The organism is Streptomyces mutabilis (assembly GCF_014649815.1).
Lineage (GTDB): Bacteria > Actinomycetota > Actinomycetes > Streptomycetales > Streptomycetaceae > Streptomyces > Streptomyces mutabilis.
This window is the reverse complement of record NZ_BMTT01000003.1, coordinates 469,701-485,431: the sequence shown is the minus strand read 5'-3', so window position 1 is coordinate 485,431 and position 15,731 is coordinate 469,701. Positions and strand designations below refer to the sequence as shown.

At 72.7% G+C, this 15,731-nt stretch carries 14 protein-coding genes; 7 read left to right on the top strand and 7 right to left on the bottom strand.

Annotation, left to right across the window (positions count from 1 at the left end; genetic code table 11):
• From IE142_RS10545 to IE142_RS10525, 5 genes are all read left to right on the top strand, one after another.
• Positions 1-1,950, top strand: a complete 1,950-nt coding sequence (locus IE142_RS10545) for a fumarate reductase/succinate dehydrogenase flavoprotein subunit (RefSeq protein WP_191885450.1) — start codon at positions 1-3, stop codon at positions 1,948-1,950.
• Positions 1,947-2,696 (top strand): succinate dehydrogenase/fumarate reductase iron-sulfur subunit, encoded by a 750-nt coding sequence (locus IE142_RS10540; RefSeq protein WP_191885449.1) that lies wholly within the window; start codon positions 1,947-1,949, stop codon positions 2,694-2,696. The genes IE142_RS10545 and IE142_RS10540 overlap by 4 nt, the downstream gene beginning before the upstream one ends.
• 216 nt (positions 2,697-2,912) lie before the next feature.
• The gene (locus IE142_RS10535) at positions 2,913-3,683 is read left to right on the top strand and encodes a GNAT family N-acetyltransferase (RefSeq protein WP_191885448.1); all 771 of its coding nucleotides are present in this window, start codon (positions 2,913-2,915) and stop codon (positions 3,681-3,683) included.
• Positions 3,683-4,525 carry a lysophospholipid acyltransferase family protein gene (locus tag IE142_RS10530; RefSeq protein WP_191885447.1) on the top strand — a complete coding sequence of 281 codons (843 nt, stop codon included), beginning with the start codon at positions 3,683-3,685 and terminating at the stop codon, positions 4,523-4,525. Before IE142_RS10535 ends, IE142_RS10530 begins: the two co-directional genes overlap by 1 nt.
• Before the next feature lie 72 nt (positions 4,526-4,597).
• A complete protein-coding gene (locus IE142_RS10525) occupies positions 4,598-5,491 on the top strand; it encodes a DUF2382 domain-containing protein (protein ID WP_191885446.1) in 894 nt (297 codons plus the stop codon).
• 45 nt (positions 5,492-5,536) lie between these two features.
• Here IE142_RS10525 and IE142_RS10520 read toward each other — a convergent pair whose 3' ends face one another.
• Together IE142_RS10520 and IE142_RS10515 are read right to left on the bottom strand one after the other, a co-directional pair.
• Positions 5,537-7,882: an ATP-binding cassette domain-containing protein gene (locus IE142_RS10520; protein WP_191885445.1), complete on the bottom strand. Its 2,346-nt coding sequence runs from the start codon at positions 7,880-7,882 to the stop codon at positions 5,537-5,539.
• A 66-nt stretch (positions 7,883-7,948) separates the two neighbouring features.
• Positions 7,949-8,968, bottom strand: a complete 1,020-nt coding sequence (locus IE142_RS10515; protein ID WP_191885444.1) for an LLM class flavin-dependent oxidoreductase — start codon at positions 8,966-8,968, stop codon at positions 7,949-7,951.
• A gap of 58 nt (positions 8,969-9,026) precedes the next feature.
• Between IE142_RS10515 and IE142_RS10510 the strand changes: the two genes are divergently transcribed.
• On the top strand, positions 9,027-9,518 hold the full coding sequence (locus IE142_RS10510) for a phosphatase domain-containing protein (RefSeq protein ID WP_191885443.1): 492 nt from the start codon (positions 9,027-9,029) through the stop codon (positions 9,516-9,518).
• Between the two features lie 21 nt (positions 9,519-9,539).
• On the opposite strand, the gene IE142_RS10505 is transcribed toward IE142_RS10510, so the two are convergent.
• Positions 9,540-9,755 (bottom strand): dodecin, encoded by a 216-nt coding sequence (locus IE142_RS10505; RefSeq protein WP_043386377.1) that lies wholly within the window; start codon positions 9,753-9,755, stop codon positions 9,540-9,542.
• Positions 9,756-10,008: 253 nt separating this feature from the next.
• On the opposite strand from IE142_RS10505, the gene IE142_RS10500 reads away from it, so the two are divergent.
• Positions 10,009-11,268 (top strand): extracellular solute-binding protein, encoded by a 1,260-nt coding sequence (locus IE142_RS10500; protein WP_191885442.1) that lies wholly within the window; start codon positions 10,009-10,011, stop codon positions 11,266-11,268.
• 16 nt (positions 11,269-11,284) lie between these two features.
• Here the strand turns inward: IE142_RS10500 and egtD are convergent, their stop codons facing one another.
• Genes egtD through egtA form a run of 4 tightly spaced genes read right to left on the bottom strand, consistent with a single transcriptional unit; the run spans position 11,285 to position 15,712 of the window.
• Complete coding sequence (egtD, locus tag IE142_RS10495; RefSeq protein WP_191885441.1) at positions 11,285-12,247, bottom strand: L-histidine N(alpha)-methyltransferase; 963 nt, start codon at positions 12,245-12,247, stop codon at positions 11,285-11,287.
• Complete coding sequence (gene egtC, locus IE142_RS10490; RefSeq protein ID WP_191885440.1) at positions 12,244-13,044, bottom strand: ergothioneine biosynthesis protein EgtC; 801 nt, start codon at positions 13,042-13,044, stop codon at positions 12,244-12,246. The genes egtD and egtC overlap by 4 nt, the downstream gene beginning before the upstream one ends.
• The gene (gene egtB, locus IE142_RS10485) at positions 13,044-14,399 is read right to left on the bottom strand and encodes an ergothioneine biosynthesis protein EgtB (protein WP_191885519.1); all 1,356 of its coding nucleotides are present in this window, start codon (positions 14,397-14,399) and stop codon (positions 13,044-13,046) included. Before egtB ends, egtC begins: the two co-directional genes overlap by 1 nt.
• A gap of 11 nt (positions 14,400-14,410) precedes the next feature.
• Positions 14,411-15,712 (bottom strand): ergothioneine biosynthesis glutamate--cysteine ligase EgtA, encoded by a 1,302-nt coding sequence (egtA, locus tag IE142_RS10480; protein ID WP_191885439.1) that lies wholly within the window; start codon positions 15,710-15,712, stop codon positions 14,411-14,413.
• Between the last annotated feature and the right edge of the window lie 19 nt (positions 15,713-15,731).

Below are 15,731 nucleotides of genomic sequence, written 5' to 3'. Positions count from 1 at the left end.
ATGACAACCTACGCCGACTACACGACCGGTGAGCCGGTCGCCGACACCAAGGCCCCCGCCGGGCCGGTCAACGAGCGCTGGGACACGCGGCGCTTCGAGGCGAAGCTGGTCAACCCCGCCAACCGGCGCAAGCAGACCGTCATCGTCGTCGGTACCGGCCTCGCGGGCGGCTCCGCGGGTGCGACCCTCGCCGAACAGGGCTACCGCGTCGTCCAGTTCTGCTACCAGGACTCCCCGCGCCGGGCCCACTCCATCGCCGCGCAGGGCGGCATCAACGCCGCGAAGAACTACCGCAACGACGGAGACTCCATCCATCGGCTGTTCTACGACACCGTCAAGGGCGGCGACTTCCGTTCCCGCGAGTCCAACGTGCACCGCCTCGCGCAGATCTCGGTCGAGATCATCGACCAGTGCGTGGCACAGGGCGTGCCGTTCGCCCGGGAGTACGGCGGCCTGCTCGACACCCGCTCCTTCGGCGGCGTCCAGGTCTCCCGCACGTTCTATGCCCGGGGCCAGACGGGGCAGCAGTTGCTGCTCGGCGCCTACCAGGCGCTCAGCAGGCAGATCGCGGCCGGCGGCATCGAGATGCACCCGCGCACCGAGATGCTCGACCTGATCGTCGTCGACGGGCGGGCGCGCGGCATCGTCGCCCGGGACCTGATCACCGGGAAGATCGGCACGTACTTCGCGGACGCGGTGGTCCTGGCGAGCGGTGGCTACGGCAACGTCTTCTACCTGTCGACCAACGCCATGAACTCCAACGCGACCGCCGTGTGGCGGGCGCACCGGCGCGGCGCGTACTTCGCCAACCCCTGCTTCACGCAGATCCACCCGACCTGCATCCCGCGCACCGGCGACCACCAGTCCAAGCTGACGCTGATGAGCGAGTCGCTGCGCAACGACGGCCGGATCTGGGTGCCGAAGGCCAAGGGCGACGACCGCCCGCCGAACAAGATCCCCGAGGACGAGCGCGACTACTACCTGGAGCGCATCTACCCGTCCTTCGGCAACCTCGTCCCCCGCGACATCGCCTCCCGCGCCGCCAAGAACGTCTGCGACGAGGGCAGGGGAGTGGGGCCGGGCGGCCAAGGCGTGTACCTGGACTTCGCCGACGCGATCAAGCGCATGGGCCGGGAGGCGGTCGAGGCCAAGTACGGCAACCTCTTCGACATGTACCAGCGGATCACCGACGAGGACCCGTACAAGGTACCGATGCGGATCTACCCCGCCGTGCACTACACGATGGGCGGACTGTGGGTCGACTACGACCTCCAGACCACGATCCCGGGCCTGTTCGCCATCGGCGAGGCCAACTTCTCCGACCACGGCGCCAACCGACTGGGCGCCTCCGCGCTGATGCAGGGCCTGGCCGACGGCTACTTCGTCCTGCCGGCCACCATCAACGACTACCTCGCCCGCAACCCCCACAAGGACGAGGTCGACGACGCTCACCCGGTGGTGCAGGAGGTGCTGGCCGAGACCGAGGACCGGCTCAACCTGCTCCTGTCCGTGGACGGCGACCGCACCCCGGACTCCTTCCACCGCGAACTCGGCGAGCTGATGTGGGAGTTCTGCGGCATGGCGCGCACCGACTCCGGACTGCGCAAGGCCCTGGAGCGGATCCCGCAGATCCGCGAGGAGTTCTGGCGGCGCATCAAGGTCCCGGGCACCGGCGAGGAGTTCAACCAGTCGCTGGAGAAGGCCAACCGCATCGTCGACTACCTGGAGCTCGCCGAGCTGATGTGCCTCGACGCTCTGCACCGCGCCGAGTCCTGCGGCGGCCACTTCCGCGAGGAGTCCCAGACCCCCGACGGCGAGGCGGCCCGCAAGGACGACGAGTTCGGCTACGCGGCGGCCTGGGAGTTCACCGGCACCGGCGAGGCTCCCACCCTGCACAAGGAAGACCTGGTCTTCGAGTACGTCCACCCCACCCAGCGGAGCTACGCATGAAGCTCACCCTGCGCGTCTGGCGGCAGAAGAACGCCGACGCCGAAGGCGCCATGTCCACGTACGAGGTGGACGGAATCTCGCCGGACATGTCCTTCCTGGAGATGCTCGACACCCTCAACGAGGAACTCATCCTCGAAGGCGAGGAGCCGGTCGCCTTCGACCACGACTGCCGCGAGGGCATCTGCGGCGCCTGCTCCCTGGTCATCAACGGCGATGCCCACGGTCCCGAGCGCACCACCACCTGCCAGCTGCACATGCGGTCCTTCGAGGACGGCGACACCATCGACGTCGAGCCGTGGCGGGCCGCCGCCTTCCCGGTCGTGAAGGATCTGGTCGTCGACCGGTCGGCCTTCGACCGGATCATTCAGGCCGGTGGCTACATCACCGCGCCGACCGGCGCCGCCCCCGAGGCCCACGCCACACCGGTGCCCAAGCCGGACGCGGACTTCGCCTTCGAGCACGCCGAGTGCATCGGCTGCGGCGCGTGTGTCGCCGCTTGCCCGAACGGTGCGGCGATGCTGTTCACGTCCGCGAAGGTCAACCACCTGAACGTGCTGCCGCAGGGCGCACCCGAGCGGGAGACGCGGGTGCTGGACATGGTGGCGCAGATGGACGACGAGGGGTTCGGCGGCTGCACGCTGGCCGGCGAGTGCGCGACCGCTTGCCCGAAGGGCATTCCACTGGTGTCCATCACCAGCATGAACAAGGAGTGGCTGCGGGCCACCCGGAAGGCGGCGAAGCGCTAGCACGACCGAGTACGACCGAACGTTCGCCGGAAGGTGCGGACGGGCGGGGCCGGGAGAGGTGCTCCTCCCGGCCCCGTCTCGCTTGCGCGCCCGGCATTCAGCAAGCGCACACCCGCTCTCCCGGCAGTGGTCACGCGCAGTACAGCCGGCATCGGAAGAACTGTGGCGGACCCGCCCCGCGGTCCACGGAACCGCCTTGCGACCAGGAGAGCACCCATGACCGGCGTACTGACCGCTGACCGCCCCCCGAAGCCCACAGCGCCCCACCGCTACACCGTCACCCTCGCCCGGGACGAGGAGGACGTGCGGGCCGCGCAGCGACTGCGGCACGACGTCTTCGCGGGGGAGATGGGTGCCCTGCTGTCGAGCCCGCAGCCCGGACACGACATCGATCCCTTCGACGCGTACTGCGACCACCTGCTGGTGCGCGAGGAGACTACCGGGCAGGTCGTCGGCACCTATCGCCTGCTGCCGCCCGAGCGTGCCGCGATCGCCGGACGGCTCTACGCGGAGAGCGAGTTCGACCTGACGGCGCTGGACGCCATCCGGCCCGGCCTGGTCGAGGTCGGCCGCTCCTGCGTGCACCCCGACCACCGCGACGGTGCCGTCGTCGGGCTCATCTGGGCCGGCATAGCCCGCTACATGACCGAGCGGGGCCACGAGTGGCTGGCCGGCTGCTGCTCCGTCCCACTCGCCGACGGCGGCGCCCTCGCCGCCGGCACCTGGAACCGGGTGCGGGCCAAGCACCTCGCGCCCGAGGAGTACCGGGTGCGGCCGCTGCTCCCCTGGCTCCCGCGCGCCTCGGCGCCCGTCGGCCGCAGCGAACTCCCGGCCCTGCTGCGCGGCTACCTCCGCCTCGGCGCCTGGGTCTGCGGCGAGCCCGCGCACGACGTGGACTTCGGCGTCGCCGACCTGTACGTGCTGCTGCCGATGAACCGGGTCGACCCGCGCTACCTGCGGCACTTCCTCTCGCTCGTCCCGGCCTGATGAGCGCCTGGCTGCCCAGCGCGCCCTGCACGCCGGGGACGTGTGTGGAGCCACTCACGGCCGCGAGGGCCCTGCCGAGTGCCGTCCTGCGGCTCACGGCGGTCGTCGTGCTGCTCGTCGCCGGCGTCGCGGTCGTCGCCACGCCGCTGCGCACCCGCGTCCCCGCCGTCCTGGTGCGGTTCTGGTGCCGCTGGATCGTGCGGGCCGCCGGTGTCCGGGTCCGTTTCACGGGTGCCGCCCCGCCCGAAGGCGGACTGCTCCTCGTCGCCAACCACGTCTCCTGGCTCGACGTCCCGCTGCTCGCCGCCGTGCGCCCCGCCCGGATGCTGGCCAAGAGCGAGGTCCGGTGCTGGCCGGTGGCGGGTACGCTGGCCGCGCGCTCGGGCGTGCTGTTCATCCAACGGGACCGGCTGCGGGCGCTGCCCGACACGGTCGCCGTGATCGCGCGGGCACTGCGCGCGGGTGCCGCGGTCGCCGCCTTCCCCGAGGGCAGCACCTGGTGCGGACGCGCCCGGGGCCGCTTCCGCCGGGCCGTCTTCCAGGCTGCGCTGGACGCCGGGGTGCCGGTCCAGCCGGTCCGCATCCGCTACCTGAGCGGGGAGCGGGCGGTGGGCACGGCCGCCGCGTTCGTGGGCGAGGACACCCTGCTCGCCTCCGTGTGGCGGGTGGCGTCGACCCGGGGGCTGACCGCCGAGGTGGAGGTGCGCCCCGCGGTCCCGTCGGGTCGGCACCACGACCGCCGCTCCCTCGCCCGGGCCGCGGAGCCGCCGGGTCGAGCGGCGTCGGTGGTCCGGCACGGCCACTCCGGGAAAGCACATTCGAAAAGTTTGCGCACTTTGTGATGTATGTGCCGTTTTCGTACGGCTGATGCGGACATCCGGAAGGCAGGCACTCCGGAAGGAGGGTGATGCCAGATGATCACCCGTGAAGAGATCGCCCACGTCTTGGACCATCCGGTCTACGACGGGGACGGCAACAAGATCGGCGACGCCAAGCACGTCTTCTTCGACGACATTACGGGGCGCCCCGAATGGGTGAGCGTCAAGACGGGGATGTTCGGCTCCAACGAGTCCTTCATACCCATCCGTGACGCCGCGGTGGTGCAGGACCACCTCGAGGTCCCCTACCGCAAGGACCAGATCAAGGACGCACCCAATGTCGACGTCGACGCGGGCGGCCATCTGTCCGAGTCGGAGGAGCACCGGCTCTACGACTACTACGGCATCAACTGGGACAGCGTGCTCTCGGAGGCCGAGCGCACCGACGACGGCCGCTTCGCCGCCGGCCCGGGACCGGCGGGCACCGCCCAAGCGGCGGGAGCCGCGGGTGCGGCTGGCCCGGCCGGCGCCGCCGGCACGGCGGGCGGCATGGCCGGCCGTCAGGAGGGCGCGGACCGCACCGGCATGCGCGGCGACGACGCCATGACCCGCTCCGAGGAGCAGATGCACGTCGGCGTCGAGCGGCGTGAGTCGGGCCGGGCCAGGCTGCGCAAGTACGTGGTCACGGAGGAGGTCCAGCAGACCGTTCCGGTCAGCCACGAGGAAGTCCGGGTGGAGCGCGAGCCGATCACGGAGGACAACCGCGGTGAGGCGCTGTCCGGCCCGGAGATCAGTGAGGCCGAGCACGAAGTAACGCTGCACGAGGAACGCCCCGTCGTGGAGACGGAGACGGTTCCGGTGGAGCGTGTCCGGATGACCACCGAGGAGCACACCGAGGACGAGGTCGTGCGCGGTCAGGTACGCAAGGAGCGGATCGAGGCCGAGACCGAGCGATTCACCGACGACGAGACGCGGCGGGGCCGCGAATAGTCGTCCCGGCCCCTCACCGCCCGGCGGGGCGCCGGTGAACCGCCTTCACCGGCGCCCCCCGCCGTACAGCGCCTCGGTCAGATACCGCGCCGTGGCGCTGCCGTCCGCCCGGGCCACGTCGGCCGGCGCTCCGGCGGCGACGATCCGGCCGCCCGAGTCGCCGCCGCCCGGCCCCATGTCGATCACGTGGTCGGCGCCCGCCACCACGGTCATGTCGTGCTCGACGACGACCACGGTGTGCCCGGCGTCCACCAGGCCGTGCAACTGGCGCATCAGCACCTCGACGTCGGCCGGGTGCAGGCCGGTCGTCGGCTCGTCGAGCAGGTACAGGGTGTGGCCGCGCCGCCCCCGCTGGAGTTCGCTCGCCAGCTTGATGCGCTGCGCCTCCCCGCCGGACAGTTCGGTGGCCGGCTGGCCGAGTCGCAGATAGCCGAGCCCCACGTCGAGCAGCGCGGCCAGGCTGCGGGCCACCGCCGGGGTGTCCGCGAAGAACTCCGCCGCGCCCTCCACCGTCAGGTCCAGCACCTCGGCGATGTTCCGTCCGCGGTACGTCACTTCGAGCGTGCCCGGGTTGTAGCGCGCCCCGCCGCAGTCCGGGCACGGCGCGTACGTGCTCGGCAGGAACAGCAGCTCCACGCTGACGAACCCCTCGCCCTGGCAGGTCTCGCAGCGCCCCCCGGACACATTGAAGGAGAAGCGGCCCACGCCGTAGCGCCGCTCCCGCGCCTGGTCGGTGGCCGCGAAGATTTTGCGCACCACGTCGAACAGGCCGGTGTACGTGGCCAGGTTGGAGCGCGGGGTGCGTCCGATCGGCCGCTGGTCGACGGAGACCAGCCGGCCCACTCCCGGCAGGTCCTCGGTGATCTCGCCGATGAGCGTCGACTTCCCGGAGCCGGACACGCCCGTCACCGCGGTGAGCGCGCCGAGCGGGAACCGGGCGGTCACCTCGCGCAGGTTGTGCCGGGTGACCGGACCGACCGTCACCGAACCCCGCGGCGTGCGCGGCGCACGGGCGGGCGCGGGGGAGCGGTCGAAGAGATGACGGGCCGTCGCGGACCGACCGACCCGGGCCAGCCCGTCGACCGGACCGCTGTACAGCACCCGCCCGCCGTGCTCGCCCGCCCGTGGACCGACGTCCACGATCCAGTCCGCGCCCCGCATCACGCCGAGGTGGTGCTCCACCACGAACACCGAGTTGCCGGCCGCCTTCAGCCGCTCCAGCACCGTCAGCAGCGCCTCGGTGTCCGCCGGGTGCAGCCCCGCCGACGGCTCGTCCAGGACGTAGACGACACCGAACAGGCCGGAGCGCAGCTGCGTCGCCAGCCGCAGCCGTTGCAGCTCGCCCGCCGACAGCGTGGGCGTCGCGCGGTCCAGGCTCAGATAGCCGAGGCCCAGTTCGACGACCGGCGCGATGCGGGAGGCGAGGTCCCCGGTGAGCACCCGGGCCGTCTCGCCGTCCGTCGGCAGCGCCTCGGCGAGCTCGGTGAGCGGCAGTGCGGCCAGCTCGGCGATGGTGCGCCCGCCGACGGTCACCGCCAACGCTTCGGGGCGCAGCCGACCGCCGCCGCAGACCGGGCAGGGCGCACTGGTGAGGAACCGTTCCGCCTTCGCCCGCAGCGTGGCGCTCTTCGTGTCCGAGAAGGTCTTCATCACATACCGCCGGGCGCTCGTGTACGTGCCCTGGTACGGCCGCTGGATGCGACCCGCGTCCCGCACCGGGTGCACCGTGACCACCGGCTGCTCGTCCGTGAACAGGATCCATTCCCGCTGCTCGGCCGGCAGCTCGCGCCACGGCCGGTCCACGTCGTACCCGAGCGCGTCGAGGACGTCCCGCAGGTTCTTGCCCTGCCAGGCGCCCGGCCACGCGGCGATCGCGCCGTCCCGGATCGACAGCGTCGGGTCCGGGACCAGCAGTTCCTCGGTCGTGCGGTGTACCCGCCCGAGGCCGTGGCACTCCGGGCACGCCCCGGCCGCCGTGTTCGGCGAGAAGGCGTCGGAGTCGAGCCGGGGCGCGCCCGGCGGGTAGTCGCCGGCACGGGAGAAGAGCATCCGCAGGGAATTGGAGAGGTTGGTGACGGTGCCGACCGAGGAACGGGACGTCGGCGCCGTGCGGCGCTGCTGCAGCGACACAGCGGGCGGGAGCCCCGTGATCTCGCCGACCTTCGGCGCGCCGACCTGGTGGATGAGCCGGCGCGCGTACGGCGCGACCGACTCGAAGTAGCGCCGCTGCGCCTCCGCGTACACCGTCCCGAACGCCAGCGACGACTTGCCCGACCCCGAGACACCCGTGAACACGGCGACCACGTCCCGGGGGATGTCCACGTCCACACCCTTGAGGTTGTGCTCACGGGCGTCGCGCACCCGGACGTACGGGTCGTGGGGGCTGTGCATCGCGGGGAACTCCGTACCGTCTTCGGCCCGGGGCGGGGCCCGGGGAGGGGGACAAACCCCGCGATTCTATGCCGGTACGGCCACCGGCTCCGCGCCGGTGACGCGGGCGAGCCGCCGGTAGGAGTCCAGCAGGGCCTCGCGGTCGTACGTGCTCGTGGTCACCAGCACCTCCTGGGCCCCCGTGTTCCCGACGAGCGACTCCAGCTCTTCGGCGACCTGTTCCTCGGTGCCGGCGAGATGACCGGCGAGACCGGACTCGTACAGGTCGCGTTCCTTGGCCGTCATCGTCCGGGCCCGGGCCTCCTCGGCCGGGGGCAGGGGCGGGAAGGAGCCGCGGGTGCGGGCCTGCGCCATGGACCAGGCCTCCGGGACCAGGAGCCGCCGGGCCGCCTCGGGGCTGTCGGCCACGGCGATCGTGCCGGACACGACGACGTACGGCTCCGGGCTCCACCCGGAGGGGCGGAACGCGGCGCGGTAGCGGTCGATGCCCCGCAGCATGCGGTCGCGGTCGCGCAGGTCGCCGATGACCATCGGCAGCCCCGCCCGGGCCGCGACCGCCGCGCCCTCGCCCATCGCCAGCACGAACGGCGGCACGGTCAACCCCTCCGCCGGGCGGGCGTGCGCACCGGTCGGGGAGGTGCCACGGAACCAGCCGAGCAGCTCGGCCAGTTGGGCGTCGAAGTCGTCGGCGTCGTCCTTGTCCCGGCCCAGCGCCCTGCGCACGCCGTCGGTGAAGCCCACCGAGCGGCCCAGCCCCATGTCTATCCGCCCGGGAAACAGCGACTCCAGCACACCGAACTGCTCGGCGACGACCAGTGGCCGGTGGTTGGGCAGCATCACGCCGCCGGTGCCGACCCGGATGGCGCGCGTGGCGCCGGCGACGGCGGCGGCCAGCACGGTCGGCGCCGAGCCCGCCACCCCGGGCACCCCGTGGTGCTCCGCCACCCAGAACCGGTGGTAGCCCAGCCGCTCCGCCTCCCGCGCCAGTTCCACCGTGTCACGCAGAGCCTCGGCGGCGGTGTGTCCCTCGCGGATGCGGGAGCGGTCGAGTACGGAGAAGCGGGTGGACGCGATCACTGAGCTCACACCGGGTTCAACGCCTGGGCGGCGCCAGGATTCCCGCGGCGCGTTCTAGGGTGGGCGGGTGACCCGCAGCGAGAAGCCCCCGGTGGCCGTGTTCGACCTGGACAACACCCTCGCCGACACCGCGCACCGACAGCGGTACCTGGAGCGCCGGCCCCGTGACTGGGACGCCTTCTTCGCCGCCGCGCCGCACGACCCGCCGCTCGCCGAGGGCATCGCGCTGGTGCGGGAGAGCGCCGAGGAGTGCGAGATCGTCTATCTGACCGGGCGGCCCGAACGCTGCCGGCGCGGCACGCTCGACTGGCTGGCCGCGCACGGCCTGCCGGACGGGGCCGTGCACATGCGGGGCAACGCCGACCGGCGGCCCGCCCGGCGCACCAAGCTGGAGATCCTGCGGCGGCTCGCCCGGACCCGCGAGGTCAGGGTCCTGGTGGACGACGACGATCTGGTCTGCGCCGACGCCGAACGGGCCGGGTTCGCCGTGGTGCGGGCCCGCTGGGCGGCCCGGTCGGCCGAGCTGCGGGTGGCGCAGGAGCGGGAGGGCCGCGCCTGACCGCCCGGGTCCTCGCCGACGTCAGTCCGTCTCCTCCAGGCGGAAGCCGAGCTTCAGGCCGACCTGCCAGTGCGCGATCTCGCCCTCCTCGATCTGGCCGCGCACCTGGGTCACCTCGAACCAGTCCAGATTGCGCAGGGTCCGCGAGGCACGGGTGATGCCGTTGCGGATGGCCTGGTCGACGCCGTCGGGCGAGGTACCGACGATCTCGGTGACCCGGTAGGTGTGGTTCGACATGCGGGTGCTCCCTTCCGCGGGCGGCGGTGTGCCGTGTCATTCCACCGTGCCCCAAGCCGCGACGTGGCGCGAGGCGTCGGGAACCGGTGGAGCGACCGACCGTCACCCCTTGACCTCGGCATTGGTCCATACCAAAATTCCAGACACCCGTTCGAGCATCGGGCTCGTCTCCCCCCACGTCGGGTCTCCCTTCGCGTGCGCCGGACATCCCCGTCCGCGTGCGCCCCCTGTCCGTCAGACTGAAGGACCCTCCGTGAGTCGTCGCCTCCTCGCCCTCGTCTGTGTGTCCGCCTCCCTCGCCAGTGGCTGCGGCCTGACGTCGCAGGACGGCGCGGACGAGCGGCGCACCGTCACCGTCTGGCTGATGAAGGACAGCGCCTCCCAGGACTTCCTGAAGCGGTTCACCGAGGGGTTCGAGCGGGATCACCCCGGCCTCGACCTCGACATCCGGATCCAGGAGTGGACCGGGATCGGCGACAAGGTGCAGACGGCCCTGAAGACCGACCGCACCGACGGGCCCGACGTCATCGAGGTGGGCAACACACAGGTCCCGCAGTACGCCGAGGGCGGTCGGCTCCAGGATCTGACGCTGGAGTCGATGCGGGACTGGGGCATGGAGGACTGGCTGCCGGGCCTCGCCGAACCGGGGCAGTGGATGTCCCGGCAGTTCGGCATCCCCTGGTACGCCGCCAACCGCGTGGTCATCTACCGCAAGGACCTCTTCGAGAAGGCCGGGATCACCGAGCCGCCCCGCACCCGCGAGGAGTGGCTCGCCGCGACCGAGAAACTCGACTCGGGCGGTGACCAGGGCATCTACCTGGCCGGGCAGGACTGGTACACGCTCTCCGGCTTCATCTGGGACGAGGGCGGCGAACTGGCCGAGGAGAAAGGCGGTACCTGGAAGGGCGCCCTGGACTCCGAGGCCGCCCTGCGCGGAATGGACTTCTACCGTGAACTGCAGGCCCTGGGCGACGGACCGGTCGACGCCGACGAGGAACACCCGCCGCAGTCGGGGGTATTCGCGAAGGAGCGCGTCGCGCAGATCGTCGCGGTGCCGGGACTCGCCCGGTCCATCGTGCACGAGAACCCCGAACTCAAGGGCAGACTGGGCTTCTTCCCGGTGCCCGGCAGGACCGCCGACAAGCCCGGCGCCGTCTTCACCGGCGGCTCCGACCTCGTCGTACCGAAGAACACCGACGAGCACGACGGAGCCCTCGCCGTCGTCGAGGCGCTGGTCGGCACCAAGTGGAACACCGACCTGGCCCGCACCATGAACTACGTCCCGAACAAGAAGTCCCTCGCCGACGCCGTCGCGGGTGAGGAGGGGGTCGCCGCCATGGCGGCCGGTGCCGCACAGGGCCGCGCGACCCCCGGTACGCCCCGGTGGGGCGCGGTGGAGGCGGACAACCCGCTCAAGGAGTACATGACGAGGGTACTCACCGGGGGCGACGCGGAGTCGGAGGCCCGGAAGGCCTCCGACCGCATCACCGGGCTGCTGGACCTGGACGCCTGACCCGCGCGCCCGCGGGTCAGCGCACCACGCTCAGCGACAGCGCGAACCGGTCCCCGCCGTCCGTCCACCAGTGGGTCAGTTCCAGCCCGGCCCCCGCCAGTTCGTCGCGCACGCCGTCCCGCCGGAACTTCGCGGACACCTCGGTGCGCAGCTCCTCCCCGGCCGCGAAGTCCACGGTCAGGTCGAGCTCCTGGATCTTGACCGTCTGCGCGGTGCGCGAGCGCAGCCGCATCTCGATCCACTCCCGTTCCGCGTTCCACAGCGCCACGTGCTCGAAGGCGGCGGGCGCGAAGTCGGCCACCAGCTCCCGGTTGATCACGGACAGCACGTTCTTGTTGAACGCGGCCGTCACCCCGGCAGCGTCGTCGTACGCCCGGACCAGCACCTGTTCGTCCTTGACCAGGTCCGTGCCCAGCAGCAGGGCGTCGCCGGGCGAGAGCAGGGCCCGGACGGCGGCCAGGAACGCGGCGCGCTCGTCGGGCAGCAGGTTGCCGATCGTGCCGCCGAGGAACGCCACCAGCCGGGGGCCCGGCGTGTCGGGCAGCGTCAAGTCTGCGGTGAAGTCGGCGATCAGCGCGTGCACTTCGAGGCCCGGCCGCTCGGCGACGAGCGCCCGGCCGGCCTGGGTGAGGGCGCTCTCGCTGACGTCGACCGGGACGTAGCCGCGCAGCCCGGTCAGCGCGTCGAGCAGGAACCGCGTCTTCTCCGAGGAACCCGAGCCCAGCTCCACCAGGGTGCGGGCGCCGGTCGCCGCGGCGATATCGCCGGCCCGGTCGACGAGGATCTCCCGCTCGGCCCGGGTCGGGTAGTACTCGGCCAGCGAGGTGATCTCCTCGAACAGCTCGCTGCCGCGCGCGTCGTAGAACCACTTCGGCGGCAGCCACTTCGGCGTGCTCGTCAGCCCGGCCAGGACGTCGTCGCGCAGGGCGGCGTCCGCGGCGTCCTCGGGCAGCGTGCGGGTGAGGCGGAACGGGCTCACGTGCGGGGCTCCTTCGGGGAGGCGAAAGCGTTTGCGAGGGCGTCGCCGCCCGGGTCCTTCAGCGGGGTGAGCAGCACGTCGGTGCCGCTCGCCGCGAGCAGGGTGCGGTCGGGGACCTCCTGCCAGCGCGGGTCGTCGTCGTACGGCTCCGAGGCGACGACCGTGCCGCCGCCTGGCCGCCTCAGGTACCACAGGGTGTCGCCCCAGGTGGTGGCCGTGACGCCGGCGCCGTCGGTCAGCAGCAGGTTGAGGCGGGATGCGGGGGCCGCCGCGGCGACCTCCGTCACCGTCTCGGCGAGCGCCCTGCCCGGGTCGTCCCCGGCCCGCAGCCGGGCCAGCACCAGCGCCCACACCAGCGCCGAGTCGTTGCGGGCCTCCAGCGCCAGCAGGTCCTCGGGCGGCAGCGTCCCGGACACCCGGGCCAGTGACCCCGGCCAGCCCGCCACCGCGCCGTTGTGACTGAACAGCCAGACCCCCGAGGCGAACGGGGCGGCGGCGGCCTCCGCGTCGGCGCCCGAGAGCGTCGCGTCGCGCACGGCGGCCAGCAGCGCGCCGGTCCGCACCACCCGGGCCAGGTCGGCGAAGGACTGGTCCGCCCAGACGGGACCGGCCCGCCGGTAGCGCGCCGGCACCGGGTCGCCCCCGGCGTACCAGCCGACGCCGAACCCGTCGGCGTTGACCGTGCCGTACCGCTGGTGCCGGGGCGCCCATGACTGGCGGTACAGACCGTGCGGCGGCGCCACCACGAGCCGGCCGATCAGTTCCTCCGGTCCCACGTAGGCCAGGTGACGGCACATCAGCAACCCTCCGCCGAACGGGCGGTGCGGAACCCGGAGAAGATCTGCCGCCGGATCGGGTAGTCCCAGTTGCGGAACGTGCCCCGGCAGGCCACCGCGTCCACCGCGAAGGACCCGCCGCGCAGCACCTTGTGGTCGGGCCCGAAGAACACCTCCGAGTACTCCTTGTACGGAAACGCCCTGAAGCCCGGGTACGGGGCGAAGTCGCTCGACGTCCACTCCCAGACGTCCCCGATCAACTGCCGCACACCGAGCGGCGACTCACCGGCCGGGTAGCTGCCGGCGGGCGCCGGACGCAGGTGGCGCTGGCCGAGGTTGGCGTGCTCCGGGCCCGGGTCCGCGTCGCCCCACGGGTAGCGCATGGCGCGGTCGCCCGCCGGGTCGTACCGGGCGGCCTTCTCCCACTCCGCCTCGGTCGGCAGCCGCCGCCCGGCCCAGCGGGCGTACGCGTCGGCCTCGTACCAGCACACGTGCACCACCGGCTCGTCGGCCGGCACCACCTCGGTGACCCCGAAGCGCCGCCGCAGCCACTGTCCGCCGTCCCGGCGCCAGAACAGCGGGGCGGTGACGGAGTGCCTGCGGACGTGGTCCCAGCCCTCCGGTGCCCACCAGCGCGGGTCGTCGTAGCCGCCGTCGTCGATGAACGCCTGGTACGCGCCGTTGGTCACCGGTGTGGTGTCGAGGTGGAAGGGCGCCACCTCGCGCCGGTGCGCGGGGCGTTCGTTGTCCAGCGCCCACGGCTCGGTCGACGTGCCCATCACGAACGGGCCGCCGGGCACCAGGACCTCGGTGGGACCGGTGAACAGCGGTACCGGTTCCGGGTCCGGCGCGGTCAGGGCCGGGGGGCCCTTGCGGAGCTGGTGGGTGATGAGCATGGTCTCGTCGTGCTGCTGCTCGTGCTGGGCGATCATCCCGAAGGCGAAGCCCGCCTCCGTCAGCCGAGTCCCGTGGAACGCGGTGCTCTCCAGCACGTCCAGCGCCCGGCCGCGCACGTCGGCCGCGTACCGGCGGGCCTCGTCGGGCGGGAGCAGCGGCAGTCCGGGCCGCTCGGCGCGCGGATGCTCGAAGGCGTCGTACAAGCTGTCTATCTCGGGGCGGATCGCCTCGTGCCCGGCGACGGCGCGCAGCAGCCACTGCTCCTCCTGGTTGCCGATGTGCGCAAGGTCCCACACCAGCGGGGACATCAGCGGCGACACCTGGGCGGTCAGGTCGGGACCCTCGACGCAACTGGTCAGCAGGGTGGTGCGGTCGCGGGCGGTGACCAGCGTGGCCAGGGCCCGCTCGCGCAGGATCTCGGCGTCGACGGGCGGCTCGGCGGCGGTGTTGTCGGCGGTGGTGACGGTGGCGTTGTCCATGGCGGGGTCGGTCATGGGCGGGTCTCCCTCCCGTGCGGGCCACGGCCCGCGAGGTCCGGCGCGTCCAGCAGGTCGTCGGCGGGGCAGCGGCCCCGCAGGACGTAGCGCTCCAGGTACCCGGCGACGGCGTCCGTGGTCCCGGTGGTGGCGCCGAGCCGGGGCAGGGCGGCCAGCGCCGCGGTGAAGCAGGTGACGGCGGCCTCGCGCAGCTCCGGATCGGTGAGCGCGTACCGGGCCGCGTCCCGGTAGAGCGGATTGTGCGGGGCGGGCAGCCCGAGCGCGCGCTCGGCGAGGGGCTTCACCGCCCGGTAGGCCGTCTCGGTGGCCTCCGCGTCGTCGAACAGCGCCGCCGTGACGGCGAGCGGCACGATCCAGCCGTCGTCCCCGGGCTGTGCGTCGATCATGCGCAGCTCCAGATGGCCACGCGGTCTGACCGGCGGGAACAGCGTCGTGAGGTGGTAGTCCAGATCCTCCCGCGTGGGCGCTCTCGGCGTCCGGTTGCGGATCCACTCCCGGAAGGTCATGCCCTCCGGCACGTCCCAGGGGCCGCCGTCCCGGCGTACGCACATCACCGGGGCGTCCAGGACGTGCCGGGTCCAGGCGCCGCGGGGGTCGGAGTCCAGCGGGGGGCCGCCGGCCCGGCCGGTGCCGATCTGCGTCCAGCGCAGCTGACGGGTGGACCGCCAGCCGGTGGGCCGGTCGCGGGCAAGCGGGGAGTTCGCGAACGCGGCCAGCAGTACCGCGCCCAGATGATGGGCCAGCCACCACCGGCGCACATGCCCGAGGGGGCTGGGCTCCTCGTGCCCGGCGTCCAGACACACCTGCACGGAGGCGGAGGTGCACATCATGAAACGCCCGGCGGGGCCGGTGCGGTCGAGGCACGCCTCCATGGCGTCGTAGCGCGGCTGCCGCAGGAAGCGGCGGGGCGTGTGCCAGGGGTCGTGGCCGAGGCCGACGAGGGCGAGACCGTCCTCGCGCAGGACCGCACGGACGGCGTCGAGGTCGGCGGAGACGGCGCCGACGCACTCCGTCAAGGATGCGGCGGGCAGCGAGCTGAGCTCCAGCTGGCCGCCGGGTTCGACGGTCAGTGCGGACCTGAGGGGCACGGTCCGCAGGGCGGCGTAGGCCGCTTCGAGCCGTTCGGGTGCCACGGGGAGCCGTGGCGCGTGCATCTCGTGGACAAGCCATTCCACTTCGACGCCGAGGCGCCGGGGCGGGCCGGTCTTGAAGCAGATGCCGTGGACCAGTGCCTCGACCTCTGCTTCGGTGACAGTGGTGCGTGGCTGGACACAGCCACTTACCGCATCGGACATGTCGGGATCCTCCTGAGAT

Excerpts from the sequence above, each read along its gene's own strand:
- IE142_RS10545 (WP_191885450.1), top strand. The coding sequence starts at position 1 with ATGACAACCTACGCCGACTACACGACCGGTGAGCCGGTCGCCGACACC.
- IE142_RS10540 (WP_191885449.1), top strand. The coding sequence starts at position 1,947 with ATGAAGCTCACCCTGCGCGTCTGGCGGCAGAAGAACGCCGACGCCGAA.
- IE142_RS10535 (WP_191885448.1), top strand. The coding sequence starts at position 2,913 with ATGACCGGCGTACTGACCGCTGACCGCCCCCCGAAGCCCACAGCGCCC.
- IE142_RS10530 (WP_191885447.1), top strand. The coding sequence starts at position 3,683 with ATGAGCGCCTGGCTGCCCAGCGCGCCCTGCACGCCGGGGACGTGTGTG.
- IE142_RS10525 (WP_191885446.1), top strand. The coding sequence starts at position 4,598 with ATGATCACCCGTGAAGAGATCGCCCACGTCTTGGACCATCCGGTCTAC.
- IE142_RS10520 (WP_191885445.1), bottom strand. The coding sequence starts at position 7,882 with ATGCACAGCCCCCACGACCCGTACGTCCGGGTGCGCGACGCCCGTGAG.
- IE142_RS10505 (WP_043386377.1), bottom strand. The coding sequence starts at position 9,755 with ATGTCGAACCACACCTACCGGGTCACCGAGATCGTCGGTACCTCGCCC.
- egtC (WP_191885440.1), bottom strand. The coding sequence starts at position 13,044 with ATGTGCCGTCACCTGGCCTACGTGGGACCGGAGGAACTGATCGGCCGG.
- egtB (WP_191885519.1), bottom strand. The coding sequence starts at position 14,399 with ATGGACAACGCCACCGTCACCACCGCCGACAACACCGCCGCCGAGCCG.
- egtA (WP_191885439.1), bottom strand. The coding sequence starts at position 15,712 with ATGTCCGATGCGGTAAGTGGCTGTGTCCAGCCACGCACCACTGTCACC.